Origin of the sequence: Qipengyuania gelatinilytica (assembly GCF_019711315.1) — a bacterium.
Classification (GTDB): domain Bacteria; phylum Pseudomonadota; class Alphaproteobacteria; order Sphingomonadales; family Sphingomonadaceae; genus Qipengyuania; species Qipengyuania gelatinilytica.
Window position 1 is genome coordinate 1,362,264 of record NZ_CP081294.1, and the last position, 26,560, is coordinate 1,388,823.

33 protein-coding genes are annotated in these 26,560 nt (G+C 63.0%); 17 read left to right on the top strand and 16 right to left on the bottom strand.

The genetic code is table 11. The features are described 5' to 3' along the window. Positions 1-16: 16 nt before the first annotated feature. Positions 17-184, top strand: coding sequence for a hypothetical protein (locus tag K3136_RS06785; protein WP_221432098.1), 168 nt, complete (start codon positions 17-19; stop codon positions 182-184). Here the strand turns inward: K3136_RS06785 and K3136_RS06790 are convergent. From K3136_RS06790 to K3136_RS06800, 3 genes are all read right to left on the bottom strand, one after another. Beyond that, the gene (locus K3136_RS06790) at positions 181-525 is read right to left on the bottom strand and encodes an ArsC family reductase (protein ID WP_221432099.1); all 345 of its coding nucleotides are present in this window, start codon (positions 523-525) and stop codon (positions 181-183) included. The genes K3136_RS06785 and K3136_RS06790 overlap by 4 nt on opposite strands. Positions 526-644: 119 nt before the next feature. Further along, a complete protein-coding gene (ruvC, locus tag K3136_RS06795) occupies positions 645-1,127 on the bottom strand; it encodes a crossover junction endodeoxyribonuclease RuvC (RefSeq protein WP_221432100.1) in 483 nt (160 codons plus the stop codon). A 120-nt stretch (positions 1,128-1,247) separates the two neighbouring features. Continuing rightward, positions 1,248-1,994 (bottom strand): YebC/PmpR family DNA-binding transcriptional regulator, encoded by a 747-nt coding sequence (locus K3136_RS06800; protein ID WP_221432101.1) that lies wholly within the window; start codon positions 1,992-1,994, stop codon positions 1,248-1,250. 262 nt (positions 1,995-2,256) lie between these two features. Here K3136_RS06800 and K3136_RS06805 point away from each other — a divergent pair, with 262 nt between their 5' ends. Together K3136_RS06805 and K3136_RS06810 are read left to right on the top strand one after the other, a co-directional pair. After that, positions 2,257-2,988, top strand: a complete 732-nt coding sequence (locus tag K3136_RS06805; RefSeq protein ID WP_247711465.1) for a DUF4136 domain-containing protein — start codon at positions 2,257-2,259, stop codon at positions 2,986-2,988. Between the two features lie 129 nt (positions 2,989-3,117). Then, a complete protein-coding gene (locus K3136_RS06810) occupies positions 3,118-3,408 on the top strand; it encodes a hypothetical protein (protein ID WP_221432102.1) in 291 nt (96 codons plus the stop codon). Here K3136_RS06810 and dut read toward each other — a convergent pair. Together dut and K3136_RS06820 are read right to left on the bottom strand one after the other, a co-directional pair. Continuing rightward, positions 3,405-3,866 carry a dUTP diphosphatase gene (gene dut / locus K3136_RS06815; protein WP_221432103.1) on the bottom strand — a complete coding sequence of 154 codons (462 nt, stop codon included), beginning with the start codon at positions 3,864-3,866 and terminating at the stop codon, positions 3,405-3,407. The two genes, K3136_RS06810 and dut, sit on opposite strands and share 4 nt — an antisense overlap. Continuing rightward, complete coding sequence (locus K3136_RS06820) at positions 3,859-5,658, bottom strand: bifunctional phosphopantothenoylcysteine decarboxylase/phosphopantothenate synthase (RefSeq protein ID WP_425594364.1); 1,800 nt, start codon at positions 5,656-5,658, stop codon at positions 3,859-3,861. The genes dut and K3136_RS06820 overlap by 8 nt, the downstream gene beginning before the upstream one ends. Before the next feature lie 129 nt (positions 5,659-5,787). Between K3136_RS06820 and K3136_RS06825 the strand changes: the two genes are divergently transcribed. Further along, positions 5,788-6,189 carry a hypothetical protein gene (locus tag K3136_RS06825; RefSeq protein WP_221432105.1) on the top strand — a complete coding sequence of 134 codons (402 nt, stop codon included), beginning with the start codon at positions 5,788-5,790 and terminating at the stop codon, positions 6,187-6,189. Here K3136_RS06825 and ubiB read toward each other — a convergent pair. Then, positions 6,167-7,723, bottom strand: coding sequence for a 2-polyprenylphenol 6-hydroxylase (gene ubiB, locus K3136_RS06830; RefSeq protein ID WP_221432106.1), 1,557 nt, complete (start codon positions 7,721-7,723; stop codon positions 6,167-6,169). The genes K3136_RS06825 and ubiB overlap by 23 nt on opposite strands. A 3-nt stretch (positions 7,724-7,726) precedes the next feature. Continuing rightward, entirely contained in the window at positions 7,727-8,458 is a 732-nt protein-coding gene (locus tag K3136_RS06835; protein ID WP_221432107.1) for a class I SAM-dependent methyltransferase, read from the bottom strand. A 56-nt stretch (positions 8,459-8,514) separates the two neighbouring features. On the opposite strand from K3136_RS06835, the gene mutM reads away from it, so the two are divergent. Then, entirely contained in the window at positions 8,515-9,330 is an 816-nt protein-coding gene (gene mutM, locus K3136_RS06840) for a bifunctional DNA-formamidopyrimidine glycosylase/DNA-(apurinic or apyrimidinic site) lyase (protein WP_221432108.1), read from the top strand. A 65-nt stretch (positions 9,331-9,395) separates the two neighbouring features. Here the strand turns inward: mutM and K3136_RS06845 are convergent, their stop codons facing one another. The 4 genes from K3136_RS06845 to K3136_RS06860 all read right to left on the bottom strand — a co-directional run bounded on the left by K3136_RS06845 (position 9,396) and on the right by K3136_RS06860 (position 11,476). Continuing rightward, positions 9,396-9,713 carry a hypothetical protein gene (locus K3136_RS06845; protein ID WP_221432109.1) on the bottom strand — a complete coding sequence of 106 codons (318 nt, stop codon included), beginning with the start codon at positions 9,711-9,713 and terminating at the stop codon, positions 9,396-9,398. 99 nt (positions 9,714-9,812) lie between these two features. Further along, positions 9,813-10,484, bottom strand: a complete 672-nt coding sequence (locus tag K3136_RS06850) for a glutathione S-transferase family protein (RefSeq protein WP_221432110.1) — start codon at positions 10,482-10,484, stop codon at positions 9,813-9,815. Between the two features lie 99 nt (positions 10,485-10,583). Beyond that, positions 10,584-11,024: a hypothetical protein gene (locus tag K3136_RS06855; protein WP_221432111.1), complete on the bottom strand. Its 441-nt coding sequence runs from the start codon at positions 11,022-11,024 to the stop codon at positions 10,584-10,586. Positions 11,025-11,095: 71 nt separating this feature from the next. Beyond that, on the bottom strand, positions 11,096-11,476 hold the full coding sequence (locus tag K3136_RS06860) for a hypothetical protein (protein ID WP_221432112.1): 381 nt from the start codon (positions 11,474-11,476) through the stop codon (positions 11,096-11,098). Positions 11,477-11,571: 95 nt separating this feature from the next. On the opposite strand from K3136_RS06860, the gene K3136_RS06865 reads away from it, so the two are divergent. From K3136_RS06865 to fghA, 5 genes are read left to right on the top strand one after another with little or no spacing between them, the layout of a single operon-like run. Next, on the top strand, positions 11,572-12,681 hold the full coding sequence (locus K3136_RS06865) for an S-(hydroxymethyl)glutathione dehydrogenase/class III alcohol dehydrogenase (protein ID WP_221432113.1): 1,110 nt from the start codon (positions 11,572-11,574) through the stop codon (positions 12,679-12,681). Continuing rightward, the gene (locus tag K3136_RS06870) at positions 12,681-13,034 is read left to right on the top strand and encodes a cupin domain-containing protein (protein WP_221432114.1); all 354 of its coding nucleotides are present in this window, start codon (positions 12,681-12,683) and stop codon (positions 13,032-13,034) included. The genes K3136_RS06865 and K3136_RS06870 overlap by 1 nt, the downstream gene beginning before the upstream one ends. Positions 13,035-13,045: 11 nt before the next feature. Then, the gene (locus K3136_RS06875; RefSeq protein WP_221432115.1) at positions 13,046-13,426 is read left to right on the top strand and encodes a VOC family protein; all 381 of its coding nucleotides are present in this window, start codon (positions 13,046-13,048) and stop codon (positions 13,424-13,426) included. Between the two features lie 41 nt (positions 13,427-13,467). Then, on the top strand, positions 13,468-13,941 hold the full coding sequence (locus K3136_RS06880; protein WP_247711466.1) for a prolyl-tRNA synthetase associated domain-containing protein: 474 nt from the start codon (positions 13,468-13,470) through the stop codon (positions 13,939-13,941). After that, a complete protein-coding gene (gene fghA / locus K3136_RS06885) occupies positions 13,938-14,777 on the top strand; it encodes an S-formylglutathione hydrolase (RefSeq protein WP_221432117.1) in 840 nt (279 codons plus the stop codon). The genes K3136_RS06880 and fghA overlap by 4 nt, the downstream gene beginning before the upstream one ends. On the opposite strand, the gene K3136_RS06890 is transcribed toward fghA, so the two are convergent. From K3136_RS06890 to K3136_RS06900, 3 genes are all read right to left on the bottom strand, one after another. Then, positions 14,774-15,139 (bottom strand): SpoIIAA family protein, encoded by a 366-nt coding sequence (locus K3136_RS06890; protein WP_221432118.1) that lies wholly within the window; start codon positions 15,137-15,139, stop codon positions 14,774-14,776. The two genes, fghA and K3136_RS06890, sit on opposite strands and share 4 nt — an antisense overlap. A gap of 82 nt (positions 15,140-15,221) precedes the next feature. Then, the gene (locus K3136_RS06895; RefSeq protein WP_221432119.1) at positions 15,222-16,034 is read right to left on the bottom strand and encodes a nucleotidyltransferase domain-containing protein; all 813 of its coding nucleotides are present in this window, start codon (positions 16,032-16,034) and stop codon (positions 15,222-15,224) included. Beyond that, positions 16,027-17,247, bottom strand: a complete 1,221-nt coding sequence (locus tag K3136_RS06900; RefSeq protein WP_221432120.1) for a polyhydroxyalkanoate depolymerase — start codon at positions 17,245-17,247, stop codon at positions 16,027-16,029. Before K3136_RS06900 ends, K3136_RS06895 begins: the two co-directional genes overlap by 8 nt. Positions 17,248-17,415: 168 nt before the next feature. On the opposite strand from K3136_RS06900, the gene K3136_RS06905 reads away from it, so the two are divergent. The 6 genes from K3136_RS06905 (at position 17,416) to K3136_RS06930 (ending at position 23,473) form a co-directional block, all read left to right on the top strand. Next, positions 17,416-19,227, top strand: coding sequence for an ABC transporter transmembrane domain-containing protein (locus K3136_RS06905; protein WP_221432121.1), 1,812 nt, complete (start codon positions 17,416-17,418; stop codon positions 19,225-19,227). Positions 19,228-19,355: 128 nt separating this feature from the next. Further along, a complete protein-coding gene (locus K3136_RS06910; protein WP_221432122.1) occupies positions 19,356-21,494 on the top strand; it encodes a M13 family metallopeptidase in 2,139 nt (712 codons plus the stop codon). A gap of 98 nt (positions 21,495-21,592) precedes the next feature. Beyond that, the gene (locus K3136_RS06915; RefSeq protein ID WP_221432123.1) at positions 21,593-22,387 is read left to right on the top strand and encodes an undecaprenyl-diphosphate phosphatase; all 795 of its coding nucleotides are present in this window, start codon (positions 21,593-21,595) and stop codon (positions 22,385-22,387) included. Between the two features lie 100 nt (positions 22,388-22,487). Then, a complete protein-coding gene (locus K3136_RS06920; RefSeq protein ID WP_221432124.1) occupies positions 22,488-22,742 on the top strand; it encodes a GlsB/YeaQ/YmgE family stress response membrane protein in 255 nt (84 codons plus the stop codon). Between the two features lie 75 nt (positions 22,743-22,817). Continuing rightward, on the top strand, positions 22,818-23,063 hold the full coding sequence (locus tag K3136_RS06925; protein ID WP_221432125.1) for a hypothetical protein: 246 nt from the start codon (positions 22,818-22,820) through the stop codon (positions 23,061-23,063). Positions 23,064-23,227: 164 nt separating this feature from the next. Beyond that, a complete protein-coding gene (locus tag K3136_RS06930; protein ID WP_221432126.1) occupies positions 23,228-23,473 on the top strand; it encodes a hypothetical protein in 246 nt (81 codons plus the stop codon). Between the two features lie 80 nt (positions 23,474-23,553). On the opposite strand, the gene phhA is transcribed toward K3136_RS06930, so the two are convergent. Next, positions 23,554-24,495, bottom strand: coding sequence for a phenylalanine 4-monooxygenase (phhA, locus tag K3136_RS06935; protein ID WP_247711467.1), 942 nt, complete (start codon positions 24,493-24,495; stop codon positions 23,554-23,556). Between the two features lie 59 nt (positions 24,496-24,554). On the opposite strand from phhA, the gene ppk2 reads away from it, so the two are divergent. After that, positions 24,555-25,328, top strand: a complete 774-nt coding sequence (ppk2, locus tag K3136_RS06940) for a polyphosphate kinase 2 (RefSeq protein ID WP_247711468.1) — start codon at positions 24,555-24,557, stop codon at positions 25,326-25,328. On the opposite strand, the gene K3136_RS06945 is transcribed toward ppk2, so the two are convergent. Next, on the bottom strand, positions 25,325-26,557 hold the full coding sequence (locus K3136_RS06945) for an acetyl-CoA C-acetyltransferase (RefSeq protein WP_221432128.1): 1,233 nt from the start codon (positions 26,555-26,557) through the stop codon (positions 25,325-25,327). The two genes, ppk2 and K3136_RS06945, sit on opposite strands and share 4 nt — an antisense overlap. Positions 26,558-26,560: the final 3 nt, after the last annotated feature.

The following is a 26,560-nucleotide window of genomic DNA, read 5'->3' on the forward strand; positions in this document are numbered from 1 at the left end:
GGAGAATCGAGGGGTCATGATCAAGAAGCTCCTACTCGGTGCGGCCATTGTGGTTGGGCTGATATACGGCTCCCACGGCGACTACAGCACCATCAAACGCCTGATCGACAGCTCTGCGAACGAGAACGCGCGCGGCTGGACGCATGGCGACAACCACGGCTGGGGTGACAGCAGCGGCTTCTAGAGCGCCGCCTGCCACTCGTCTTCCCTGAAGCCCACCAGAACCCCGCCGGAATGCTCCGCGACGGGGCGCTTGATCATGCTCGGATGCTCCACCATGAGGCGCACCGCCTTGGCGCGGTCGATATCGGCTTTGTCCTCGTCGCACAGCTTGCGGAAAGTCGTGCCGCGCTTGTTGAGCAGCACCTCCCAGCCGACCGCATCGGACCAGCTTTCAAGCTTGCCTGCGTCCACGCCTTCCTTCTTGTAGTCGTGGAAGGCGTAAGCGATGCCGTTCGCATCGAGCCATTTCCTCGCCTTCTTGACGGTGTCGCAATTGGGAATGCCGTAGATCTGGATGGTCAAGCTGCTTGTCCTACAGGGTTGAACGCATGGGACACGGTCCTGCGCGAAAAAGCGTCGAACCGCAAAACTTGCGCAAAATCGAGGCTGGAGGCGTGATTTTGCGACTTCATGACAGAGGCCTAGCGTGAAGGCTGCGTGGAGGACAGGTGCGCGCTGGCTATCGCCACGGCGAGCGCGTCTGCCGCATCGGCGCCAGCGATCTTCGCGCCCGGCAGCAGCACCTTGAGCATCGCCTGCACCTGCGCCTTGTCCGCGCCACCTGTGCCGACAACCGCTTTCTTGACCAGCCGCGCAGCATGTTCGCTCACATCGAGACCGGCGCCACCACACGCGGCCAGCACCGCGCCGCGCGCCTGAGCCAGCTTCAGCGTCGATTGCGGATTCTTGTTGACGAAGACTTCTTCCGCCGCCGCACGGTCGGGCTTGTGTTCGGCGATCACCGCTTCGAGCACAGTCTGCAAATGCGACAGCCGCTGCGCAATCGGCGCCTTGGGATCGGTCGGCACCTGCCCGTTGGCGATATGCGCAATGCGCGAGCCCTCGGCCTGGATCACGCCCCAGCCGGTGCAGCTGAGCGAAGGGTCGAGGCCGAGGATGATCATCGCGCAGCCCCGCTCATTCCAGCCCGATAAGCCAGCCGAGCCGCCACGCGATGGCGAGCAGGAAAGCGCTGGCGAGGGTCAGGAAAATTGCCCACTCGCGCAGCTTCATCGCTGGACGCCTCAGGCGCCCACCTTCTCCATGACCTCGTCGGAGATTTCGTAATTGCCCCAGACGGTCTGGACGTCGTCATCGTCTTCCAGAGCGTCGATCAGCTTGATCAGCGTGCCGGCACCCTTTTCGTCCATCTCGACGGTGATGTTCGGCTTCCATGCGAGCTTCACGTTCTCCGCTTCGCCAAGCGCCTTTTCGAGATCGCCTGCAACCTGGTGGAGGTCCTCCGCTGCGGTCCAGATCGTGTGGCCGTCTTCGCTGCTCTCGATGTCTTCGGCGCCCGCTTCCATCGCCGCTTCGAGGACCTTGTCCTCGTCACCTGCACTGGCCGGGTATTCGATCAGGCCGAGGCGTTCGAAACCGTGCTGGACGCTGCCCTCGGTGCCAAGGTTGCCGCCGTTCTTCGAAAACGCAGTGCGCACGGCGGTGGCAGTGCGGTTGCGGTTGTCGGTCAGCGCTTCGACGATGATCGCGCTGCCGCCCGGACCATATCCTTCGTAGCGGACTTCCTCGTAATTCTCCGCATCCGAAGCCGAAGCCTTGTCGATCGCGCGCTGGATGTTGTCCTTCGGCATCGACTGGCTCTTGGCGGCGTTTACCGCCAGGCGCAGGCGCGGGTTCATGTCCGGATCGGGCATGCCCATTTTCGCGGCCACGGTGATTTCGCGGCTGAGCTTGGAAAACAGGTTCGAGCGCTTTTTGTCCTGCGCGCCCTTGCGGTGCATGATGTTCTTGAACTTGGAATGGCCTGCCATGGGTTTTCTTACCGTGTGCAAATGAATGGATATCGGGCGGTCCCTTAGCCCGCTCCGCCCCCTCACGACAACCCTCGTGACAAGTGCAACATATGTGAATCCGCGCATTCAAAGCCGGTTCATGGCCAAGGCGCTAAACCCCTGATCATTCGCTGGAAGAATGCCTGGGGGAAACGGCACGCGGCGACAGTATCGAAAATTCGTGTATGGTGGGCACCAAGATAGTGCGATGCGCCGGACGCGAAGCGAAAGGACCAATGCCATGACTACCCGTAACATGGGGTGGGGGCACAAGCTGAAGCTGGCCTCCATTCCGATGATCCTTGCAGGTCTTGCCGCCTGTGCCACGCCGGCATTCAAGGCCGACGTATCCCGTTTCGAATCGCAATTGCCCGCCCCGCAGGGCGAAAGCTTTGCCGTGGTCGCAGACGATCCGGCGCTGGCCGGCGGTCTCGAATTCTCGCAATATGCCGATATGGTCGAAGAGCAGATGGTGCGCCTCGGCTATGCCGAAGCCGCCACGCCCGAAGAGGCCACGCTGCTGGTCCGCTTCGACTATGGCGTCGACAACGGGCGCGAGCGGGTCCGCACGACCGGCTTCCACGACCCGTTCTATTCGCCCTGGTACGGCTACCGCGGCTACAGCGGCTTCGTTCGCCCGCGCTACTATCGCACCCGCGACGGCCGCATCATCCGCACCCGTAGCTATTACGGCGGACGCTGGGGTTACGGGTTCAACGACCCTTGGTTCGGCGGCCCCGAAGTCCGCAGCTACACCGTCTATACCAGCGGCATCGACATGAAGATCGACCGCACGGCCACCGGCGAGCGGCTGTTCGAAGGCAAGGCGCAGGCCCTGTCGACCTCGAACCGCCTGCAGTACCTCGTGCCGAACCTGGTCGAGGCCATGTTCACCGACTTCCCGGGCAATTCGGGCGAAACGGTGCGCATCTCGATCAAGCCGGAAGAAAAGACGGTCCGCCGGATCGACTAAACAGAAAAGTTCATCGTCTTGGACGGGGAACACCGAGGAAGGGCGGCCATGGATCGGGTCGCCCTTTTTCGTGCCCTTCACGCAAAGGCCGCAGGCATGCTATAAAGCGCGCCAATTGAAGGAGATGAGATGATGACCGCCCTTGCCGCACCCGCCGCAAACCGCATCCGCGCGATCTACTGGACCGTGGCCGCGCTCGTTCTCTTGCTGCCGGCGATTGCCATGCAGGTCACCGCCGATGTCAATTGGGGACCGGGCGATTTCGCCATGATGGGCGGCTTGCTTGCGCTGGTCGGGATCGGCATCGAGATGGCGCTGCGCGCGACACTCGGCACGCGCGCACGGATGATCGCCATCGGCGCCATACTGGCGCTGTTCCTGCTGGTCTGGGCCGAGCTGGCCGTTGGGCTGTTCGACTAAGCCAGCCTGGCGTGACCGCCGGTCGAGCCGAAGCCGCCTTCGCCGCGGTCGGTCTCGTCCAGTTCCTCGACCTCGTCCCACTTGGCCTGCGTGACCGGCGCCAGCACCAGCTGCGCGATGCGATCGCCGCGGGCTATGGCGAAATCGTCGGCCCCGTGGTTGATCAGGATGACCTTCAGTTCGCCGCGATAATCGCTGTCGATCGTGCCGGGCGTATTAGGCACGGTGATGCCGTGCTTGAAGGCCAGCCCCGAACGCGGGCGCACCTGGATTTCGTAATTCTCAGGGATCGCAACGGCGAGGCCGGTGGCGACCGCATGCCGCTGGCCGGGGCGAATCGTCACGCTTTCGGCCGAGAGGACATCCATGCCCGCAGCGCCGCTGGTGGCATAGGCCGGAAGATCGAGACCGTGGCCGTGAGGCAGGCGCTTGATCTGGACGGCTACGGCATCAGTCACGCGGATCTTCCTCCGGCTCGGCTAGGGCTTCGGCAGCGCGGATGATGAGTTCGCGCGCGACTTCTTCCTTGGGCATTTCGGCGAGGCTTTCTACGCCTTCCGAAGTCACGATGTGGACCTGGTTGAGATCGCCGCCCATCACGCTCTCGCCAGCTGCGCCGGCGACATTGTTGGCCACGATCCAGTCGGCACCCTTGCGCTTGCGCTTGGACTTGGCGTTCTCGACCACGTTTTCCGTCTCGGCGGCAAAGCCGATGAGGAGGTGCGGGCGCTTGCGGCCGGCAGCCACTGCGGCGAGGATATCGGGGTTTTCGGCAAGGATGAGTGCAGGCGGCGCAGAGCCGCGCTTCTTCATCTTTTCGCCTGCGACATGGCGGCTCTTCCAGTCGGCGACGGCCGCGACCATGAAGGCGCAATCTGCGGGCAGCGCGTTGCGCACTTCCTCTGCCATGTCGTCGGCGGTTTCGACATCGATGCGGTCGACGCCGATCGGGGTCGGAAGATGCACCGGACCGGTGACCAGCGTCACGCGGGCGCCCGCTGCTGCGGCCATGGCGGCAATCGCGAAGCCCTGCTTGCCGCTCGAACGGTTGGCGATGTAGCGCACCGGATCGATCGGCTCCCGGGTCGGGCCCGCAGTGACGAGCACGTGCTTGCCGTAGAGCGGGCGGTGTTCCGGATCCTCGTCGAAGATCGCCTGCCCGTAGAGCGGATCGGCCTCGAGCGGGTTTTCCGCTTCGAGCACTTCGACCTCTTCTGGGATCGGCTGCGCGACGGCGCGCTTGTCCTTCTTGCCGACGGTATGGTTGATCGCTTCCTTGTCGGTCGGCGGGGCCGCAGCCGCGCCGCCCTTCTTGGCGAGCAAGCCGCCCATGTCGGGCACGAAATCGGGATCGTGCTCCGGTTCGTCCGCGTCGAACTCGGCTTCCTCGAAATCTTCCTCGAGATCCTCGAGCTCTTCGAATTCCTCGTCGATTTCCTTCTGGCTGCGCTTTGCAGTCGAACGCGGGATGATCGCGTTGAGCAGGCTGCCGAGGCCGGAGCGTGCCGAGAGGTCTTCTTCCTCCTCTTCGGGCTCTTCGACCTCTTCTTCGATATCGTCCTCCAGCACCTTCGGCTCGTCCGCTTCCTCTTTCGCGGAAGGCGGAGCCAGCGCAGGCGCAGGTGCGGCCAGTTCGGGCACGTCGATATCGAGATCGAGTGTCTCGGCGATCTTGCGCAGGATGGCAGCAGGCTCGGGCAGGCGGCCGGGGCCGAATTCGCCGCAGGCCATCGCGCCCTCGTCCGGGTCCATCACGGTCACACCGGCCTGGCGCAGCCATTCTGCGTTGCGCTGGGTGGCCGAATGCTCCCACATCCGCACGTTCATCGCCGGAACGGTGACGACCGGCTTGTCTGTGGCGAGGATCAGCGTCGTGGCCAGATCGTCGGCGATACCGGCGGCCATCTTGGCGAGGATATCTGCAGTGGCGGGGCACACGACCACGAGGTCGGCGTTCCGCGACAGCTGGATATGCCCCATCTCGACCTCGTCCTTGAGATCGAAAAGCGAGGTGTAGACCTTGTTTTCCGACAGGGCGGCAAGCGCCATCGGCGTGACGAACTGCTGCCCGCCCTCGGTCAGGACGCAGGTGACATCGCCGCCCGCCTTCCTGATCAGGCGTACGAGTTCACAGCTCTTGTAGGCAGCGATACCGCCACCGATCACGAGCAGGATCTTGGGGCCGCTCACGTGACGGTCCTCCTGACTGGAATCATGCGCGGCTTTGCCCGCGCGGATCGGTTGGTGCATTCCCATTGCGTCATCGATGCGCTTGCTAGCGCCCCCTGTCCGTCATTGCCAGCGCGCATCGCGCACCCGTTTGCAGCCTCCTCCTTGCCAGCCTATGGTGAAGAAATCGGAAACGGGGGAATTTTCATCATGCATTTCATATTGGCAGCTTTGCTGGCGCTCGGCGCGATACTCGACCTGTTGCTGGGTGCGAGCTTCTTCATCGACCCCGCCACTGCGGGCGTCGATTTCGGTCTCCAGTCACCCACGCCCATGGGGCTTTCGGCGATGCGCGGCGATTTTGCGGCGTTTTTCTGGGTCGCGGCAATCAGTATGGGGATTGGCGCATGGAAGCGGCGCGCCGACGTGCTCTGGCCCGCGCTCGCGCTGTTCGCGATCGCATTCAGCGGACGTTTGGTGAACCTCTTCGTGGTCGGCGACTATGACGGCTGGTGGCAGCCGATGACGGTCGAGGCGCTGCACGTCATCGTGATAGCGCTGGCGATCAGGACCTTCCCCTGGAACGGGACTAGCCCAGCAACCCCTGCGTAAGCGCAAGCCATGCCGCGCCGCCACCGGCGGCAAAGGTGACGAGGTAGCGCAGCCAGCTGCGCTCCTTCTTCACGCGGCGTTCCCACATCAATTCCACCTCGGGTAGCGGCGGCGGCTCGGGCGCGCCGCCCTTGGGCGGGAAGCGGTCCTCGATACGGCGCACGAGGTCGGGGATGCGGAGCAGCGTCTCGGTATCCTCGCGTATACGGTCGGCAATCGCGGCTTCGGGGCCAAGCTCGTCGCGGATCCAGCTGCGCACATAGGGCGCGGAGACGTCCCACATGTTGATCGCGGGATTGAGCTGCGTGGCGATGCCTTCGACCATCACCATGGTCTTTTGCAGCAGCAGCAGGTGCGGCTGGGTCTGCATGTCGAAATCGCGGGTGATGGCAAACAGCCCGTCGAGCATCTGGCCGACCGACAATTCGCTCACCGGCTTGCCGCGCATGGGTTCGCCCACCGCCCTCAGCGCCGTCGCGAATTCGTCGACATTGTGATAGCTCGGGACGTATTGCGCCTCGAAATGGATCTCGGCGACGCGTTTGTAATTGCCCGTCGTCAGGCCGTAGAGGATTTCCGCCAGCCACATGCGCGCGCGCCGGTCGATCCGGCCCATGATTCCGAAGTCGATGGCGGCGATGGTCCCGTCCGCTTTCACGAACAGGTTCCCCTGGTGCATGTCGGCATGGAAGAAGCCCGCCGCGATGGCCTGCTTGAGGAAAGCGAGGACGAGGCGGCTTGCCAGCTCGTCCATGTCGTGGCCCGCCGCGCGGATCGCCTCGGTATTGCTGATCTTGATGCCGTCGATCCAGTCGACGGTCAGGACGCGGCCATTGGTACGGTCCCAGTCGATGCCGGGGATCTCGTATTTCTCGGTCCCGACCATGTGATCGGCGAGTTCCGATGCGCTGGCCGCCTCGCGCCGCAGGTCGAGCTCGCGGTTGGTCCAGCGCTTGAAGTTGGCGATGACGAGCCGCGGGCGCAGACGAGAAGCCTCGCCGCCCATCGCCTCGACATGGGCAGCGGCCCATTCATAGGTATCGATGTCGCGCGCGAACTGTTCGCGCACGCCGGGGCGCAGGACCTTCACCGCGACCTTCCGGCCATCGGTGGTGACCGCGCGGTGGACCTGCGCGATCGAGGCCGCCCCGACCGGCACGGGGTCGAATTCGGAATAGAGGTTCTCGAGCGGCTGTTCGAAGCTCGCCTCGATGCTCTGCTTGATCTTGTCGAAGCTTACCGGCGGCAAGTCGTCCTGGAGCTTGAGGAGGTTGCGCGCAGCATCCTCGCCCACGAGGTCGGGACGCGTGGCGAGTGTCTGGCCGAGCTTGATCGCGGCCGGACCAATATCGCGGAAGGCACCGGCATAATCCGGCTCTTTCGGCTGCACCGTTCCGAAGCGGGCGATGCGCGCCAGCCGCTTGACCGGAGGCGGCGTGTTGGGATCGCGCTCGATCCCGCGCAGCGCGCCGTGCTTCGCCAGCGTCCGGCCCCATTTAAGGAGCCGCCAGATATGCCTTGCGGGGCGTGCCACGCCTTAAACTTTCCACCCCGAATGGATATTGACCGCGCCGCCGAGGATTTTCTCGACCCGCGTGTTCTCGAAACCTGCATTGCGGATCATCGCCTCGAATTCGGGCGGCTTGGGGAAGCGGCGGATCGATTCGGCAAGGTAGCGATAGCTGTCCTCGTCGTTGGCGATGGCCTTGCCGATCTTGGGCATGAGCTGGTGCGAATAGAGGTCGTAGACTTCCTTGAAGCCGGGCCAGTCGGTCTGACTGAACTCCATGCAATAGAATCGCCCGCCGAACTTCAGAACGCGGTGCGCCTCTCTCAGGGCCTTGTCGATGAAGGTCACGTTCCGGATGCCGAAGACGATGGTGTAGGCATCGAAGGTGCGGCTCGAGAAGGAAAGCTCCTCGGCGTTCTGTCGAGACCAGACGAGGCCGTCGATCCCGCGATCCATCGCGCGCTCGATACCGACGTCGAGCATATCCTGGTTGATGTCGGACACGGTAACGCTCGCCCCGCGCTCCGCCATGCGGAAGGCGATGTCGCCCGTGCCGCCGGCCATGTCGAGGATCTGCTCGCCCGGCTGCGGTTTCACGCGCTTGACGAAACGGTCCTTCCACAGACGATGCATGCCGCCGCTCATCGCGTCGTTCATGATGTCGTACTTGGCGGCAACGCTCGAAAAGATCTCGCCCACGCGGCCGGTCTTCTCGCTCGCATCGATATCTTCGTAGCCGAAGGAAACGGTGTCACTCATAGGCGCGTGCCTTAGGGGGAATTGAGCGGAGCGCAAAGGGTGTTAGAGGGGTTTTCATGCCAGAGCTTCCTGAAGTCGAAACAACGGTGCGCGGCCTTGCGCGGTTCCTTAAGGGCGAGACGATCACGCGAGTGACCGTCAACCGCCCCGATATGCGCCGCCCCTTCCCGCCCGATCTGGTGCAGGCTCTGACCGGGGCGAGCGTGACGCATCTGTCGCGCCGGGCAAAATACGGCCTCATCCACACCAGCCGCGACCACGCGATGGTGTTCCACCTCGGCATGAGCGGACGCTGGCGGATCGATCCGGCGGAAGACGAGAAGCACGACCATCTGGTGATCGAGACCGCAGGCCACCGCTTTGCGCTCAACGATCCGCGCCGCTTCGGCTCGGTCGATTTGATGACGAGCGGCGAGCTGGTAACCTGGAAACCCTTCGCCGCGCTGGGGCCGGAGCCGCTGGGCGATGGCCTCACCCCCGAACACCTGCGCGAGGCAACGCGCGGGCGCAAGCAGGCGATCAAGCTGCTGCTATTGGACCAGACCATCGTGGCGGGCCTCGGCAATATCTATGTGTGCGAGGCGCTGTGGCATGCAGGCATCCATCCGCGAAAGGCAGGCGGCAAGGTGACCATGCCGCAACTCCGCCGCCTCGTCCCCGCAATCAAGGACGTGCTGGAGCGATCCATACGCGACGGTGGCAGCACCTTGCGCGATTTCGCCCAGCCCGACGGCGAGCTAGGCTATTTCGCCACCCGCTTCCACGTCTACGGCCGCGAGGGCGAGCCCTGCCATCACGAGGACAGCGGCACGATCCGCCGCACCGTGCAGGGCGGACGCAGCACGTGGTTCTGCCCGGTTTGTCAGAGGTGACCCGGGTCAAACCGAGAATGCAGCGGGACGCGACTGGTCAACTGATTCTACTGGGGACTGAGTTTTTAGAATTCTGAGGCGTTGAGTCCGAAGCGCCGTCCGATAGATGCTATTCGCGGGACCAATTCAAATCTTTGGGAATTGGCATAGTTCACGACAGCGCACTTGGCATAGGTTTCCAGTGCAAAAGGCCAGTTATCTGCGTTGCTCCCGAACTCGGAATCCAGCGCGTCGCTGAATGCCGAAATATCCGCATCCCCAATCGCCGGATGATCGCCGTCCTTGCAAAATTGCCGGGTCACGTCCTCAAATTTCAGGGAATGTCTCTTCCGCTTGGCTGGACTATCGAATTCGCCGGACCATTTCCAAAGCAACAAATTCATAGTCATAATAAATGCAATCCAATGATGATTTGTGGTTGCACTTCAAAATAAAGAAGCGCGTGGAAAGGCTTCGATTGCAGTAAGGGCGCAAGCCACTCCTCACAAATCCAGCGAGGCATATTCCCGCGGCGGGGGTAGCCCGTCCATCTTCTCGCTCAGCAGCGGGCGGAAGCTGGGGCGGCTTTTCATGACCATGTACCAGTCGCGCGCCTGTTCGTGGCCTCGCCAGTCGATACCGCCGAGGTAGTCCACCACCGAGAGATGCGCCGCGCAGGTGAGGTCGGCGAGGCTCAGCTGCGGCCCCGCCAGCCATTGCCGCGTGTCGACCAGCCAGTCGATATAGTCGAGGTGGCCGTGCAGCATCCGGCCCATCTGGCGCAGCACCTGCCCGTCGGGCGACTGGCGCAGGATGAGGCGCTTCTTCATCTTCTCGTGAAGCGCGGGCTCGGTCACGTCGGCGTAGAAATTCTCGTCGAACAGCGCGACGAGGCGGCGGATTTCCGCGCGCTGCATCGCATTGCCCCCGATCATGGGATTACGCTCCACCGTCTCTTCGAGGAATTCGCAGATCGCCTGGCTGTCGCACAAGGTTACGCGGCGCGCGGGATCGTGCAGCACCGGGGTGCGGCCCGCCGGGTTCAGCTGCCAGAACGCATCGCGCCCGTCCCACGGATTTTCGCGGACGAGTTCATAGGCGACCGACTTCTCCGCCATGACGAGGCGCAGCTTGCGGCTGAAAGGACAAAGAGGGAATTGGTGGAGTTGCCACATTGCACCCACGCTATTGCATCAGCCGCACCCGCGCGTCCACCGGTCCAATAGGGGTATTTAAAGAATTTCCCGCAGCGGGACTGTTCGCGTCTTCGAAAGCTATTCTTGCGGCAGGCTTTCCTGCAGGCGCGCGGCCATCTCTTCGAGCGCGGGCCTCATCTCCTCCAGCGCCTCTGCCATGGTGCCCATCGCTTCCATCGCGCGCGGCAGATTGCGCTCGATTTCCTCCGGAATCCGGCCGGCTTCGGGCGCCATCGAACGCAGCGTGGTATCGCGGTCGACCTCGGGCATTTCCTCGCCCGACATCTCGCCGGCGGCTTCCACCAGCGGGCCGAGCGGCAGGTCGAGCAGCACTTCGCTGAGCGTGCGCATCAGCATCGCGGTTTCGCGCTGGTATTCGGGATCGGAGAATTTCTCGGCGAGGTCGGTGGCCGCTTCTTCTTCCACCTCGGGCGCAGGCAGGTCCGCATCCTGCGCAAGGAGGGGTGCAGGCGCTGCGATCGCGGCCAGCGACAATGCGGACAATACGGAATTACGCATGGAAATTCCCCTCCGGAGCGGCAACTGGCGGTTTGCTACCGCGACGCCGCTGAAAGGGGGCTGAACGGCTGTCAGACGCCGGAAGCGTCGAGCAGCGTGAGGCAGGCGGGCATGATCGCCTCGACGGCCTCGAAACCCTCGCTCTGGAAGGACGCCAGCTCGCGATCCACCAGCGCATTCATGACATCATGCGTGAACCGGGTATCCTCCATGATCTGTGCAGTCACCCGGACGAAGAATTCTTCACCGCGGGGTTCCATCGCCGGATATACCAGAGTCCGCTCGTACCCGGCATCCTGACCGCCAGCGACGAGACCGAAAGCGACCCCGCAGCGGAAATTGGTCTGCTGCTCCAGCGTCAGCGGCGGTATCTCGGGCGCCGGTTCGCCCTCCTGCGCCAATACGGGGAAAGAAAGCACTAGGGCTGCGGAAGCGATGAGGGGCCTGATCATGGCGCGGCTTCTAGCTGCGCTTGCCTGAACCGCAAGCAACTTGCCTGCCCCAGCGCGCTTCCCTAGTCCAAAGCCGAAGAGGAGATTCGTTTCAAATGAAGACCAGAGCTGCCGTCGCCTTCGAAGCCAAGAAACCGCTGGAGATCGTCGAACTCGATCTGGAGGGCCCGAAAGAGGGCGAAGTGCTGGTCGAGATCAAGGCGACGGGCATCTGCCACACCGATGCCTACACGCTCGACGGGCTCGACAGCGAGGGTCTGTTCCCCAGCGTGTTGGGCCACGAAGGCGCAGGCATCGTGCGCGAGGTCGGCAAGGGCGTGACCTCGGTCAAGCCGGGCGACCATGTGATCCCGCTCTACACCCCCGAATGCCGCCAATGCAAAATGTGCCTTTCCGGCAAGACCAATTTGTGCAGCGCGATCCGCGAGACGCAGGGCAAGGGCCTGATGCCCGACGGCACGACGCGCTTCAGCTATCAGGGCAAGCCGATCTACCACTACATGGGTTGTTCGACCTTCTCGAACTTCACCGTCCTGCCCGAAATCGCGGTCGCCAAGATCCGCGAGGACGCGCCGTTCCACACCAGCTGCTACATCGGCTGCGGCGTGACGACGGGTGTCGGTGCGGTAGTGAACACCGCGCAGGTCAAGCCGGGCGACAATGTGGTGATCTTCGGCCTCGGCGGGATCGGCCTCAACGTCATCCAGGGCGCGAAGATGGCGGGCGCCGACCGGATCGTGGGCGTCGACATCAACCCCGACAAGAAGAGCTATGCCGAACATTTCGGCATGACCGACTTCATCAATCCCAAGGACGTGAAGGACGTCGTCGCCACCATCGTCGAAATGCTCGACGGCGGGGCGGATTACAGCTTCGACTGCACCGGCAATACCGATGTCATGCGGCAGGCCCTGGAGTGCTGCCACAAGGGCTGGGGCACTTCGATCATCATCGGCGTGGCCGAAGCGGGCAAGACCATCGAAACGCGCCCCTTCCAGCTGGTGACGGGCCGCAACTGGCGCGGCACCGCGTTCGGCGGGGCCAAGGGCCGAACCGACGTGCCCAAGATCGTCGATTGGTACATGGACGGCAAAATCCAGATCGACCCGATGATCACGCATATGCTGAAGCTGGAAGAAATCAACAAGGGCTTCGACCTGATGCATGCGGGCGAAAGCATCCGCAGCGTGGTCGTCTTCGACTGATGCCAGCCAAGGTGACCCTCGCCGAAAAATTCGCCGGTTTCAGCGAGCATTGGGCACCGCGCATCGTCGCGCGCTACGAGGGTCACGAGGTTCGCATCGCCAAGCTCGAAGGCGAATTTGATTGGCACAGCCACACCCATGACGAACTGTTCCTGTGCGTGGACGGGGAACTCGATATCGAGTTTCGCGACCGTACGGAGACCCTCAATCCCGGCGACCTGCTGCTGATCGCAGCGGGCGAGGAACACAAGCCGAATGCACACAAGGGCGAGGTGCAGGTCCTGCTGCTCGATCCCGAAAATGCGCCGAATACCGGAAACGAAGCTACTGCGACCAAAGCGGTCGAAGCATAAAGGAGAGAGATATGTTCAGTCACGTGATGCTGGGGGCCGACGATATCGAGGCCTCGAAGAAGTTCTACGACGCCTGTTTCAAGGCACTGGGCGGGCGCGAAGGGCAGGTCGATCCCAAGGGCCGCGTCATCTACATGCACAATGGCGGGATCTTCCTGATCACCAAGCCCATCGACGGCCAGCCGGCGAGCTGCGGCAATGGTTCGACCATCGGTTTCGCAGCCGACAGCGAAGCAATGGCCGATGCCTGGCACAAGGCGGGCAGCGAAAACGGCGGTACCGAGATCGAAGATCCGCCGGGTCTGCGTGAAGGCGCGGGCATGAAGCTCTACCTCGCCTACCTGCGCGACCCGGCAGGCAACAAGGTCTGCGCGATGTACCGTCCGGGCTGATCGGCTTGGCGCACAGAGGCGAAGCGGGATTGCGGGCCGATTTGGAGGCGCTCGCAATCCCCTTCGAGCACCACGAACACCAGGCCGTTTTCACCGTCGAGGAAAGCCGCGACATCAAGGCGAGCATCCCCGGCGAGCATACGAAGAACCTGTTCCTGAAAGACGCAGGCGGCGCATTCTGGCTGGTCACCGTGCCCGCCGAAATGCGCGTGGACCTGAAGTCACTGCCGCAGGCCATCGGCTGCAAGCGCGTGAGCTTCGGCAAGCCCGATGACATGGAACGCCTGCTCGGACTCACGCCCGGATCGGTGACTCCGCTTGGCGCAATCAACGCCGGAGCCGGCAGCATCACCGTGGTCCTCGACCGCAGCCTTGCCGAGGCAGACCGCATCAACGTCCACCCGCTTCGCAATACCGCGACCATCGGCCTGTCCGGCGCGGACACCTTGCAGTTGCTGGAACATTGGGGACATGCGCCGATGATCGCAGACATTCCAGCACAGGACCCCGCATGACGCTCGACTACCTATCCCAGAACAAGGCTTTCGGTGGCGACCAGTTCGTCCTCTCGCACCACTCGGAGACGACGGGGACCGAGATGACCTTCTCGGTCTATGTCCCGCCGCATGCCGAGGGCGCGAAGCTGCCGGTGCTGTGGTACCTGTCGGGCCTCACCTGCACGCATGCCAATGTTACCGAAAAGGGCGAATACCGACGCGCCTGTGCCGAATACGGCGTGATCTTCGTTGCCCCCGACACAAGTCCGCGCGGTGACGACGTACCCGATGCGGCCGACGAGTACGACTTCGGCAAGGGCGCGGGCTTCTATGTCGACGCGGTCCGCGAGCCTTGGTCGAAACACTACCGCATGCGCAGCTATATCGAGGACGAATTGCCCGCGCTGATCGCAGCGAACTTCCCCGCCGACATGGCGCGCCAGGGCATCACCGGACATTCGATGGGCGGCCACGGTGCCCTCACCATCGGCTTGCGCAACGCGGACCGCTTCAAATCTGTCAGCGCCTTCGCACCCATCGTCGCACCAACCAGGGTGCCTTGGGGCGAGAAGGCCCTCTCCCGCTATCTCGGAGACGACCGCGAGGCCTGGGCCGAATATGACGCGGTCGCGCTGATCGAGAACGGTGCACGCATCGACAACCTGCTGGTCGACCAGGGCACGGCGGACAATTTCCTCGAGGAACAGCTCAAGACCGGCCTGCTATCCGTCGCCTGCGCCAAGGCCGGCATCCCCGCCGAAATCCGCATGCAGGAGGGCTACGACCACTCCTATTACTTCATCTCGACCTTCATGGCCGAGCATGTGAAGTGGCACGCGGAACGGTTTGCCTAGAGATCCAGCCACGCCTCCGCGACGTCCACAGCGTCATAGTCGAAGCTCTTGATATCCATGCCCGGGATCAGCGCGCCTTCGAGTTCCGCGGCTTTCTTCAGCCAGTCCGAATCCGTCAGCACCGCGCATTTGTCGAACGCGCCGAGCATCCTGAAGAGCTTGGGCAGACGGCTGAACTCGACGCCGATCGCGCCCAGAGAAGGCAGTTCGAAATTGGTGATCCGGTAGAACATCTTGCCCCCGGTCATGCCTTCGGACTTCTCGATCAGATCATCGAGCGCCTTGCGCATGATGTCCGCATCGACCTTGCCGTCCAGAACGATATCGATCCGGTCGGCAGCAGGCTTGGTAATAGTCAGCATGGGTCATCCCCTCGTGCAGCCGCGACACTGGCACTCGCTTAGGGGCATCCTAGCACGATTCGAAAAATCCCGACAATTCGGCTCAGGTGCCGGCGCCCACCAGCTTCAGGAAGAACGCGTTCGCCTCGTCTGCGAACTCTTCGCTTGCCGGGCGTGAAGCCACCTCCTCAACCCGGTCGAGTTCGTCAGCGATGAAAGCGTCGATCGCCGGTCGGGGTTTGGCGCTTCCTGCCTCTCGCGTTTCAGCCTTGATTGCGACCATCTCCTCGATTTCCTCCGACAAACTGCGGGGCAGGCCTGTGACTGCCATCAGGTCCTGCAACCGCATCGGGGGGCGCGCCTGCGGGCACATGCGAAGCGCTCTCACCGACAATGCGGGGCGCAGCGCGTAGAAGTACTTCTTGACCGTGACGCCTTGCTCGGACTCCAGCCAACGCTTCACGGTGCTCCGCCCCAAGCTGGCATAGTGGCGGGCATACCCCTGCGGGTCGAAATGCCGGTCACCCAGCGCGGCGAGGTCCGCCACCATGGGATCCTGGGGTCGGTAACGAATTGAACTTTCGATCCATTCCGAGAGCACCGCATTTTGCTTGAGCATGAGGCCGAGAGCCTTGCGGATATCCCACCCGTTGAGGTCGATATCGTCGACGATAGGCTGTTCGATCACGTCGCGCGGTTGCTTGAGTGACAGATAGTCATCGCGTTGACGCACATATACGAAGCGGACATCGAAATCGCTGTCAGGAGAAGGAAAGCCCCAAGCCCGCGATCCGGATTCGATCGCGAGTAGATAGTGGATGCCCTCCTTCGTCTCGATATCCGCTAGCCGCGTTTCGATTTCGTCCCGCACGGCCTGCGGGATGGCCTGATCGGCGCTCATCGCCGCTTCATCCATGCGTGGCGACGAATTCCTCCACCACCGGTGCAATCTTTTCGCGCCACTTGCTGCCGTTGAAGATGCCGTAATGGCCCGCGCCCTCGGCCATGTAATACCGCTTCTTCGACGCATCGAGATTGGGCGTCAGCTCCAGCGCGGCGCGGGTCTGGCCGAGGCCCGAGATATCGTCGCGCTCGCCCTCGATTGCGAGGAGCGCGGTCCCGGTGATGTCGCCCAGGTCGATGCGCTTGCCGCGGTGCTTGAAGGTGCCATTGGGGATCGAATGGTCCTGGAACACCTCCTGCACCGTCTGCAGGTAGAATTCGGCGGTCATGTCGCAGACGCTGCGGTATTCGTCGTAGAAATCCTTGGTCGCCTGCGCGCTAGCCTCGTCGCCAACGGTGAGGTGTTTGAACATCTCGTAATGGCTCATCATGTGATTGCCGAGGTTCATGCTCATGAAGCCGGCGAGCTGCATGAAGCCCGGATAGACCCGGCGTCCTGAGCCGCGATACTGCATCGGCACGGTGGCGATGACATTGTGACGGAACCACTCGATGGGGCGCTCCATCGCAAGGTCGTTGACGCTGGTGGGCGAGCAGCGCGTGTCGATCGGGCCGCCCATCATGGTGAGCGTCTTCGGAGCGCACTCGTGCCCGTCACGGTTCATGATCGCAGTCGCGGCGAAGACGGGGACCGAGGGCTGGCACACCGCCATGGCGTGCGCGCCCGGGCCGATATGCTCGAGGAACTCGATCACGTAATCCATGTAGTCGTCGAGGTCGAACTGGCCTTCGTGCAGCGGCACGGTGCGCGCATCGGCCCAGTCGGTGACATAGACGGTGTAGTTTTCAAGCATCCGCTCGACCGTGCCGCGCAGCAGCGTGGCGTAGTGGCCGCTCATCGGCGCGACGATCAGGAGGCGCGGCGCGTCTTCGGGCAGGTCTTCGCGGTGGAAGCGCTTCAGATCGCCGAAGGGCTTGTTGAGGACCGTGGACTCCACCACCGGATAGGCCTGCTTGCCGACCGTCACGGTCTCGATGCCCCAGGCAGGCTTGCCATAGGTGGCGGTGGCGTGCGCGAAGACCTCGAGCGCGCTGGAGGCCATCGGCCCCATGCCCATGTAACCAAACGGCAAAGCCGGGTTGGAGAGCATCTCTGCCCCGATGGAAGCCCAAGTGCTGGCGCTCGACATCCAGCTCTTCTGCAGCTCGTGCATGTGGTAAAGCATCGTAATCCCCTGCGACCCGCGCTTTTGTGTTGTGGCTTGCGGGTGACCTTGAAAAGAGCGCGAGTGTGCCGCGTGAAACCTCATTGTGCAATGCACAAACTGGGTAAAAGTGCCGGTAACTCGCCTCACCTGTGGATTTTGCGCCTCACCGTGACTAGGTGAGCGCTCATGGACGAGACGGGCGCCCAGACAGACAAGAAGCGCAGGCTGTTCGCGCGCCGCCGCAAGGGCGAGCCGCGTTCGCTCAAGCCGCTGCGCATGGTCTTCGATGAATTGCGCAATTATCCCGGCCATGTAGCGCTGGCCTTTACCGCACTGGTCATCACGGCCAGCGCGACGCTCGCCATTCCCGCGGGACTGCGCTTCGTGGTCGACCAGGGCATGGGCGGCGACGGTACCCAGCTGACTTTCTGGTTCCGCGTTTTGCTCGGCATTGTGACGGTTCTCGCGCTGGGTACTGCCATGCGCTTCTATTTCGTGAGCTGGCTGGGCGAACGCGTGGTCGCCGATGTGCGCAAGCGCGTGCAGGCGAACCTACTGCGCCTCGCGCCCGGTTTCTACGAGGTCAACAGCCCCAAGGAAATCTCCAGCCGCATGACCAGCGATACCGCGCTGATCGAAAACATGGTCGGGACCACCGTCTCGGTCGCACTGCGGAATATTCTCGTGGCGCTGGGCGGTACGGCCTATCTCTTCTACCTCGTGCCCGGGCTGACCGTCGGCATGTTGCTGATCATCCCGCTGATCGTGGTCCCGCTGACCGTTTTCGGGCGCCGCCTGCGCAAGGTCAGCCGCACCAGCCAGGACCGTGTTGCCGATATCGGCGCCAACGTCACCGAAGTGCTTTCCGCGATGAAGATCGTGCAGGGCTTCAACCAGGAACGCCGCGAGCAGGCGCGCTTCGGCGATACGGTGGAGCGTACTTTCACTGTCGCCAAGCGCCGGATCGTCATCCGCGCCGCGCTCACCGCCTGTATCATTCTGTTCGTCTTCGGCGGGATTACCATGCTCGTCTGGAAGGGCGCAGAAGCGGCCAATGACGGGACGATCAGCTACGGCACGATCGTGTCCTTCGTCTTCGCCGCCGCGCTGGTGGCAGGTGCCTTCGGCGCGCTGACAGAAGTTTATGGCGACCTGCTGCGCGCGGCAGGTGCCGCCAGCCGCCTGTCCGAACTGCTTGAGGAAAAGCCCGAGATCGCTGCGCCGGACAAGCCGATGGCGCTGCCCACCCCGCCGCGTGGCAGCTTGTCGTTCCGCAATGTAAACTTCCGCTATCCCACGCGGCCCGAAACCCCGGCGCTGGAGGATTTCAGCCTCGAGGTGGAACCGGGCGAAACGGTCGCCATCGTCGGCCCGTCCGGCGCGGGCAAGTCGACCATCTTCCAGCTGGTCGAGCGGTTTTACGATCCGCAGAGCGGCACCGTCCGGCTCGACGGCATTGCGCTGACCAAGGCCGATCCGGCCGAAATCCGCTCGCGCATCGCTTTCGTCCCGCAAGAGGGCGTGCTCTTCTCCGCCAGCGCGCGCGACAATCTGCGCTATGGCAACTGGGATGCAAGCGAGGAACAGGTCTGGGCAGCGGCGCGCGCCGCCAATGTGGCCGGATTCCTCGAAAACCTGCCGCAGGGCCTCGATACCCATCTGGGCGAGAACGGGACGCAGCTTTCGGGCGGCCAGCGCCAGCGCATTGCCATCGCCCGCGCGGTCTTGCGCGATGCCCCGATCCTGCTGCTCGACGAAGCCACCAGCGCGCTCGATGCCGAAAGCGAACGGCTGGTACAGGACGCGCTCGAGCACCTGATGGAAGACCGCACCACCCTGGTCATCGCCCACCGCCTCGCCACCGTGCGCGCGGCCGATCGCATCGTGGTGATGGAAGACGGACGCATCGTCGAACAGGGCACGCACGCACAGCTTGCCGGCAATGGCGGGCTCTATGCGCGCCTTGCCGAGCTGCAATTCGGCATCGAAACCGCGTAAATCCTCGACCAATCGGGTCATCCACCCGACGAAAAGCAACTCCCGGCGCGCGTTTCTGCTAGCCAGACTGGGCAAGGCCGTGTGCGACAAATCGCCTGCGGCCAGTCAATTCCGGGAGACTGCCCACAATGAAATTACTTACCCTTGCCGCCAGCGCGTCCGCGCTCGCCCTTGCGCTTGCAACACCCGCCGCGGCGGAAGATACCAGTGCCGCACCTGCCGAAGAAGTGCCGGTGCCCACCATGAGCTTTGGCGACTGGGGTTTCGATCCCGATACGCTTTCGACCGACATCGATCCGGGCGACGACTTTTTCGCCTATGCCAACCAGAAGTGGCTCGATGCCAATCCGCTACCCGCGGAATTCAGCCGCTTCGGCGCCTTCAACCTCCTGCGCGAGAAATCGACTTCGGACGTGAAGGCATTGGTCGACCAGCTGACGGCGAAGGACCCTGCCACGCTGAGCGCCGATGAAACGCGCATTGTGGAAGCCTACAATGCCTATCTCGACACCGGCGCCATCGAAGCCGCCGGCCTTGCGCCCGCACAGCCTTATCTCGATGCGATCCAGGGCGCGGAAACGCTCGCCTCGCTGGCGGAAATCTGGGGCACGCCCGGCTATTCCTCGCCGCTCTACGCCTATGTCGAAGTCGACGCGAAAGAGCCCACGCGCTATTCGGTCCACGCCGGTTCGGGCGGTCTCGGCCTGCCCGACCGCGACTATTACCTCGACGAAAGCGAGAAGGGTCGCGACATCCAGGCCAAGTATCGCGATTACCTCGCCTTCCTCCTCGGCGAGGCGGGCTATGCAGACGCTGCCGGCATGGCGCAGCAAATCTATGACTTCGAGGATTCGATCGCCCGCAAGGTCGCCTGGGATCGCGCCACGCGGCGCAACGACGACCTGACCTATAACGCACTCACGCCCCAGGAGCTCGAGGCGCAGGCAGGTGGCTTCCCCCTCACTGCCATGCTGACGGCTAGCGGGTTCGAGGATATCGACCGCTTTATCGTAACCGACCTCCCGCCCACTACCGAACGGGCAGAGGAACTGGGTCTCGATGCCGACACGCTGGCCAAGATCGGTGGCGGCATGCCCGCAGCCATGCAGCTGATCCTCGATACACCGATGGATGTCCTGCAGGCCTGGACCGTGAAGGGCTTCCTGTCGTCCAACGCATCGGTCCTGCCCGCGCGTTTCGACAACGCACAGTTTGCATTCTACGGCACGACGCTCAACGGAACCCCCGAACAGCGTCCGCGCTGGAAACGCGCTATCGGTGAAACCGAGGGCCTGCTCGGCGAATTGCTCGGCAAGTCCTATGTCGCCGAATATTTCCCGCCCGAAAACAAGGCGGCGATGGACGAACTCGTGGCGAACCTGCGCAAGGCCATGGCACAGTCGATCGACGGCCTCGACTGGATGGGCGAGGAAACCAAGGAGCAGGCCATTGCCAAGCTCGATGCCTTCGACCCGAAGATCGGCTATCGCGACAATCTGGAAAGCTATGAAGGCTTGACCATCACCCCGGGCGCTCCGGTCGCGAACCGCATGGCATCTGCCGAGTGGGAATGGCAGGAAATGCTCGGCAAGCTGGGCGGCCCGATCGACCGTACCGAGTGGTACATGCTGCCGCAGACGGTCAACGCCTACTACAACCCGACCAAGAACGAGATCGTCTTCCCCGCTGCGATCCTGCAGCAACCCTTCTTCGGGATCACTGCCGACGCGGCAGTGAACTACGGCGGCATCGGCGGCGTGATCGGCCATGAAATGGGCCACGGTTTCGACGATCAGGGCTCCAAGTCCGACGGCACCGGTGCCCTGCGCGACTGGTGGACCGACGCCGACCGCAAGGCCTTCGACAAGCTGGGCGATGCGCTGGTGGAGCAGTATGACGGCTATTGCCCGCTCGACGAGGGCGAGACTTGCGTCAACGGCCGCCTCACGCTGGGCGAGAACATCGGCGACCTTGGCGGATTGAGCCTAGCCTATCGCGCCTACAAGCTGTCGCTGAACGGCAAGGAAGACAAGGTGATCGACGGGCTGACCGGCGACCAGCGCTTCTTCCTCGCATGGGCCCAGGTCTGGCGTTCGCAGCAGCGCGAAGCGGCAGCCCGCCAGCGCCTGACCACCGATCCGCATAGCCCTGAAGAGTTCCGGGTGAACGGCATCGTGCGCAATATGGACGCCTGGTACGACGCCTTCGGTGTAACGCCGGAGGACGATCTCTACCTGCCGCCGGAAGAACGCATCACGATCTGGTAAGCCTTTCTCCCGAGAGAGGAGTGGAAACCCCGTCGGCCTCCCGTGGGCGGCGGGGTTTTTGTTTGACAGCAGCGCGGCTTCTGCCAATTCCCCGCCCCATGACTTTCCTGCAAGAACTCATCATCGCGATCGTCCAGGGAATTACCGAATTCCTGCCGATTTCGTCCTCGGGTCACCTCATCCTGATCCCGAAGCTCACGGATTTCCCCGACCAGGGTCCGCTGATCGACGTGGCGGTGCATGTGGGTTCGCTGCTCGCGATCATCCTCTATTTCCGCAAGGACGTGATCGGCCTTGCGCGCGGCGGTTTCGCCAGCGTCGGCCTCGGCAAGGACGACGAGCAGCGCAAGCTGTTCTGGTTCGTCGTCATCGGGACCATACCCGCCGTTGCGGCAGGGCTGTTCATCAAGCTCGGCGGCTATCTGGAAGGTTTCCGGTCGACCGACCTCGTCGCAACCAATTTGATCATCTTCGGCATCCTGCTGGGCCTTGCCGACAGGTTCGGCAAGCAGACCAAGGCTTATGAGGACATGAGCCTCAAGGACGCGATCCTGGTGGGTATCGCGCAGGCAATGGCCCTGATCCCGGGCACCAGCCGTTCGGGTGCCACCATGACCGCGGCGCGCGCACTGGGTTACTCGCGCGTGGAATCGGCGCGTTTCTCCTTCCTGCTGGCCATTCCGGCGGTTGCCGGTGCCGGCGTGCTGGCCGCATTCGACCTCGCCGGGGCGACCGCCCAGATGCAGCAGGATGCCATCGTTACCGGTATCCTCACCTTCTTCACCGCGCTCGCGACGATGATCTTCCTGATGAACTTTTTGAAGAAGGCCTCGATGCTGGTCTTCGTGGTCTACCGGGTGTTGCTGGGGATCGCGCTGCTCGCCCTGCTCTGACCGGGGAGCGTCAACGGTTCGCCTTGTTTCTGTCACATTCCCGGAACCATCTGCCGCAGCGTGGTTTGATTGGGTAAGTACCAGTTGCAAGGAAGCATAGATGGGTCTGATAATCCTGATCGTAACCGGCGCCCTGTTGGGCTGGCTGGCAACGATCGCCCTCCAGATCGATGACGGGCGCGGCATTCTGCGGAATGTGGTCGCCGGCATCATCGGTTCGCTGGGCGTAGGGCTGGCAACCTCGGGCGGCGTCTTTCTCGGCGCGATCCGGGCGAGCACGCTCCTATGGGCCGCTGTCGGAGCTATCGTGCTGATTGGCTTGTACAATGTCGTGCGTGAGAAAGCCTTGTCTTAATCGCGCAACGCAGTATCCATCCACATCGGGGTCCGCCAGTTTCTGGCTGGAACCTGTTATCAAGGGGAAGAAACAATGAAATTCACCAAGACCGCTCTCGTCGCATCGGCAGCAGCCATGAGCCTCGGCCTCGCAGCTTGCGACAGCCCTGCTGAAAACCAGGCTGAAGACGAAATCGAAGCCATGGAAGACGTGCGTGACGCTCAAGTCGACCAGATGGAAGAAGCCGGTGAAATCACCGAAGACCAGGCCGATGCCATGGACGACCAGACCGATGCCATGGAAGAGCAGATGGAAGACCAGGTTGACCAGACCATGTAATCCAGGCTGTTCCTATGTGAACACGAAAGGGCTCCGGAGCGATCCGGGGCCCTTTTTATGGCTTCTCGGGAACCAAACGCTCCGCGACACATTTTTGCCATGATTATAGGGCGTCCGCATCACTGCGTCAGCGTCTGCAATCAGTCCAAAAAGGGGAAGTAGTAATGAAATTCAACAAGATCGCACTCGTCGCATCGGCAGCAGCCATGAGCCTCGGCCTCGCAGCATGCGACAGCGCTGCCGAAAACGAAGCGGAAGACAACATCGAACAGATGGAAGACGACCGTGACGCGATGGTCAACGAAATGGAAGCATCGGGCGAGATCACCGATGAACAGGCTGACGCCATGGACGACCAGACCGATGCCATGGAAGAGCAGATGGAAGACCAGGTCGACGAGACCATGTAGTCCAGGCTGTTCCTACGGGAACAAGAAAGGGCTCCGGAGCGATCCGGGGCCCTTTTTCCTTGTTCTAGCCGATTGCCAGATCAGACCGGCTTGGCGCCCGATCCGCGCCCGCCGCGCAGCGTGTATTCAAGGCTGCCGCGGTTCACCACGTAATCGACATCGATCACTGCCGTATTGGCATAGGTGAAGCCCGGACCCAGGCTCTTGTAGAGCTTGTCGAAATCGCGCTCCACCGTCTGGCGATAGAGGTCCTCGAAGCTCGAAATCACGAAATAGGTCGGCTGCAGGTCGCTGATGACGTAATCGGTGCGCATCACGCGATCGACGTTGAGCATGATGCGGTTGGGGCTTTCCGCCTCGACCGAATAGACCACCTCTGTCGGGCCGGAGAGGATACCCGCGCCATAGGCGCGTACGTCGCCCGGCTTTTCCTCGATGAGGCCGAACTCCACCGTATACCAGTAGAGCGAACCCAGCGCCTTCAGCCGGTTGTAGCGCATCGCCTTCCAGCCGGCCTTGCCGTATTCCTGCATGTAATCGGCATAGACCGGATCGGTCAGCATCGGCACGTGGCCGAAGACATCGTGGAACACGTCGGGTTCCTGGATATAGTCGAAGGTCTCGCGCGTGCGGATGAAATTGCCCGCCGGGAAACGGCGGTTGGCCAGGTGCCAGAAGAACACGTGATCGGGGATCAGCATGGGCACGGGCACCACGCTCCAGCCGGTCAGCTTGTCCAGTTCCTCCGACAGCTTGCCGAATTCGGGCACGCCGCCGCGGCCGAGATCGAGTTTCTCGGTCCCTTCCATGAATGCGGTCGCCGCGCGGCCGGGCAGCATTTCCATCTGCCGCTTGAACAGGTCGTCCCAGATCGCATCGTCTTCGCTGTCGTAGATGGTCTGCTTGGGCTCGAGCCAGTCGTCGCCGACATGCTCGGGCTTCTTCAGGGGCGCGGTGAAGACATCGTCCGGCATTTCGGGAAGCCGGGTAAAGTCCTGTTCTGGTTCTGCTAGCGTAGCCATATCACTGCTGTAGATAGTCGCTTTGTCACCGCCATTCAAATCAGGAGATGCGCGCAGCCATGAAACGCAAGGATTACGAAGCCAAGCTGGAGCCGATGCGCGAGGAACTGGTGGCGATGGCCCGCTGGGCCAGGGTGACCGGCCAGCGCATCGTCGTGCTGTTCGAGGGCCGCGACACGGCCGGAAAGGGCGGCGCGATCCGCGCAGTTTCCGAGAAACTCAATCCGCGCCAGTGCCACGTTGTCGCGCTGGGCAGGCCGACCGAGGACGAGCAGGGCCAGTGGTACTTCCAGCGCTATGTCGACCACCTGCCGACGACGGGCGAGATCGTCCTGTTCGACCGTAGCTGGTACAACCGCGCAGGCGTGGAAAAGGTGATGGGCTTTGCCAGCGATGCACAGGTCGAGCAGTTCCTCGACCAGGTGCCGGCTTTCGAGAAGATGCTCGTCGACGATGGCATCCTCTTGTTCAAATACTGGCTAGGGGCGGACCAGGAAAAACAGGAAGAGCGGCTGCGCGAGCGACTTGAAGACCCGCTAAAGCGCTGGAAACTGTCACCGATCGACCTTGCCGCGCGCGACAAGTACGATGCCTATACCGAAGCACGCGAAGAGATGCTGAGGCGCACGCATACCGAATGGGCGCCGTGGACGCTTGTCGATTTCAACGACCAGAAACAGGGCCGGCTAACGCTGGTGCGCGACCTGCTGGACCGGCTGCCCGACACCGCTTGCGAGCCGGCCGAAATCGATTTTCCGGAGCTTGGGCGCGAACCGCAGGTCGAAACCTATGGCGTTCTCCGGCCGATTGCGAGCAATCCGGTCGAGGACTAGGCCGCACGCTCGAACACGGCGGCCATGCCCTGCCCGCCGCCGATGCACATGGTCTCGAGGCCATAGCGCACTTCGCGCCGCTGCATCTCATGTGCCATGTCGGCAAGGATGCGGATGCCCGTCGCACCGATGGGATGGCCGAGCGAGATGCCCGAACCGTTGACGTTGACGATCTCGCGGCGGCTGTCGCCTTCTGCGAAACCCCAGCCCTTGAGCACGGCGAGCGCCTGCGGAGCGAAGGCCTCATTGAGCTCGATCAGTCCGATATCGTCCCAGCCCAGCCCGTTCTTGACAAACAGGCGCTCCACCGCCGGGACGGGGCCGATACCCATGCGGCTGGGATCGCAGCCCGCAGCGCTCCACGAATGGAACCACAGGATCGGTTCGAGGCCGAGTTCCTCGACCTTGTCTTCGGCCACCACGAGGCATGCGGCCGCCGCATCGTTCTGCTGGCTGGCATTGCCCGCGGTGACGATGGCTTCCGGATCGCGCTTGCCGTCGATAGGGCGCAGCTTGGAGAGGCTTTCCATGTCGGCATCGGCGCGATAGCCTTCGTCTTTGGCGAAGACCACGGGATCTCCGCGACGCTGGGGAATTTCGACCGGCACGAGCTGTTCGTCGAACTTGCCTTCGTCCCACGCCTTGGCCGCATTGCGGTGGCTGCGAACGGCGAATTCGTCCGATGCTTCTCGGCTGATATTGTAATCCTTGGCGAGGTTTTCCGCCGTCTCGATCATGCCGGTGATGACGCCGAAGCGCTCGATCGGCTGGCTCATCAGGCGCCCGCGCGTGAGGCGATCCCACAGTACCATGTCGCCCAGCCGCGAACCGTGGCGCGCCTTGGTCGTGTAATGCTCGACATTGGACATGCTCTCGACACCGCCCGCAAGCACGCAGTCGGCCATGCCGGTCTGCACCATCATCGCAGCGGTTGCGACCGCCTGCAGGCCCGAGCCGCACCGCCGGTCAAGCTGCATGCCGGGCACCTCGATGGGGTAGCCGGCGGCGAGCCAGCTCCAGCGCCCGATGGCCGGCGCTTCGCCGCTGCCATAGCCCTGGCTGAACACCACGTCGTCGACGCGCATCGGATCGACGCCCGAGCGCTCGACAAGAGCCTTGATGATGACCGCGCCAAGTTCACCAGCTTCCATGGGAGCAAGGCTGCCGAGAAATTTGCCGACAGGTGTGCGCAGGGGTTTGCAAATGGCGACGCGGCGGAGTTCGGTCATGGA

Coding starts and splice junctions, on each gene's coding strand:
- K3136_RS06785 (WP_221432098.1), top strand. CDS start 17: ATGATCAAGAAGCTCCTACTCGGTGCGGCCATTGTGGTTGGGCTGATA.
- ruvC (WP_221432100.1), bottom strand. CDS start 1,127: ATGATCATCCTCGGCCTCGACCCTTCGCTCAGCTGCACCGGCTGGGGC.
- K3136_RS06800 (WP_221432101.1), bottom strand. CDS start 1,994: ATGGCAGGCCATTCCAAGTTCAAGAACATCATGCACCGCAAGGGCGCG.
- K3136_RS06805 (WP_247711465.1), top strand. CDS start 2,257: ATGACTACCCGTAACATGGGGTGGGGGCACAAGCTGAAGCTGGCCTCC.
- K3136_RS06810 (WP_221432102.1), top strand. CDS start 3,118: ATGATGACCGCCCTTGCCGCACCCGCCGCAAACCGCATCCGCGCGATC.
- K3136_RS06820 (WP_425594364.1), bottom strand. CDS start 5,658: ATGCACCAACCGATCCGCGCGGGCAAAGCCGCGCATGATTCCAGTCAG.
- K3136_RS06825 (WP_221432105.1), top strand. CDS start 5,788: ATGCATTTCATATTGGCAGCTTTGCTGGCGCTCGGCGCGATACTCGAC.
- K3136_RS06835 (WP_221432107.1), bottom strand. CDS start 8,458: ATGAGTGACACCGTTTCCTTCGGCTACGAAGATATCGATGCGAGCGAG.
- mutM (WP_221432108.1), top strand. CDS start 8,515: ATGCCAGAGCTTCCTGAAGTCGAAACAACGGTGCGCGGCCTTGCGCGG.
- K3136_RS06845 (WP_221432109.1), bottom strand. CDS start 9,713: ATGAATTTGTTGCTTTGGAAATGGTCCGGCGAATTCGATAGTCCAGCC.
- K3136_RS06850 (WP_221432110.1), bottom strand. CDS start 10,484: ATGTGGCAACTCCACCAATTCCCTCTTTGTCCTTTCAGCCGCAAGCTG.
- K3136_RS06855 (WP_221432111.1), bottom strand. CDS start 11,024: ATGCGTAATTCCGTATTGTCCGCATTGTCGCTGGCCGCGATCGCAGCG.
- K3136_RS06860 (WP_221432112.1), bottom strand. CDS start 11,476: ATGATCAGGCCCCTCATCGCTTCCGCAGCCCTAGTGCTTTCTTTCCCC.
- K3136_RS06865 (WP_221432113.1), top strand. CDS start 11,572: ATGAAGACCAGAGCTGCCGTCGCCTTCGAAGCCAAGAAACCGCTGGAG.
- K3136_RS06870 (WP_221432114.1), top strand. CDS start 12,681: ATGCCAGCCAAGGTGACCCTCGCCGAAAAATTCGCCGGTTTCAGCGAG.
- K3136_RS06875 (WP_221432115.1), top strand. CDS start 13,046: ATGTTCAGTCACGTGATGCTGGGGGCCGACGATATCGAGGCCTCGAAG.
- fghA (WP_221432117.1), top strand. CDS start 13,938: ATGACGCTCGACTACCTATCCCAGAACAAGGCTTTCGGTGGCGACCAG.
- K3136_RS06890 (WP_221432118.1), bottom strand. CDS start 15,139: ATGCTGACTATTACCAAGCCTGCTGCCGACCGGATCGATATCGTTCTG.
- K3136_RS06895 (WP_221432119.1), bottom strand. CDS start 16,034: ATGGATGAAGCGGCGATGAGCGCCGATCAGGCCATCCCGCAGGCCGTG.
- K3136_RS06900 (WP_221432120.1), bottom strand. CDS start 17,247: ATGCTTTACCACATGCACGAGCTGCAGAAGAGCTGGATGTCGAGCGCC.
- K3136_RS06905 (WP_221432121.1), top strand. CDS start 17,416: ATGGACGAGACGGGCGCCCAGACAGACAAGAAGCGCAGGCTGTTCGCG.
- K3136_RS06910 (WP_221432122.1), top strand. CDS start 19,356: ATGAAATTACTTACCCTTGCCGCCAGCGCGTCCGCGCTCGCCCTTGCG.
- K3136_RS06915 (WP_221432123.1), top strand. CDS start 21,593: ATGACTTTCCTGCAAGAACTCATCATCGCGATCGTCCAGGGAATTACC.
- K3136_RS06920 (WP_221432124.1), top strand. CDS start 22,488: ATGGGTCTGATAATCCTGATCGTAACCGGCGCCCTGTTGGGCTGGCTG.
- K3136_RS06925 (WP_221432125.1), top strand. CDS start 22,818: ATGAAATTCACCAAGACCGCTCTCGTCGCATCGGCAGCAGCCATGAGC.
- K3136_RS06930 (WP_221432126.1), top strand. CDS start 23,228: ATGAAATTCAACAAGATCGCACTCGTCGCATCGGCAGCAGCCATGAGC.
- phhA (WP_247711467.1), bottom strand. CDS start 24,495: ATGGCTACGCTAGCAGAACCAGAACAGGACTTTACCCGGCTTCCCGAA.
- ppk2 (WP_247711468.1), top strand. CDS start 24,555: ATGAAACGCAAGGATTACGAAGCCAAGCTGGAGCCGATGCGCGAGGAA.
- K3136_RS06945 (WP_221432128.1), bottom strand. CDS start 26,557: ATGACCGAACTCCGCCGCGTCGCCATTTGCAAACCCCTGCGCACACCT.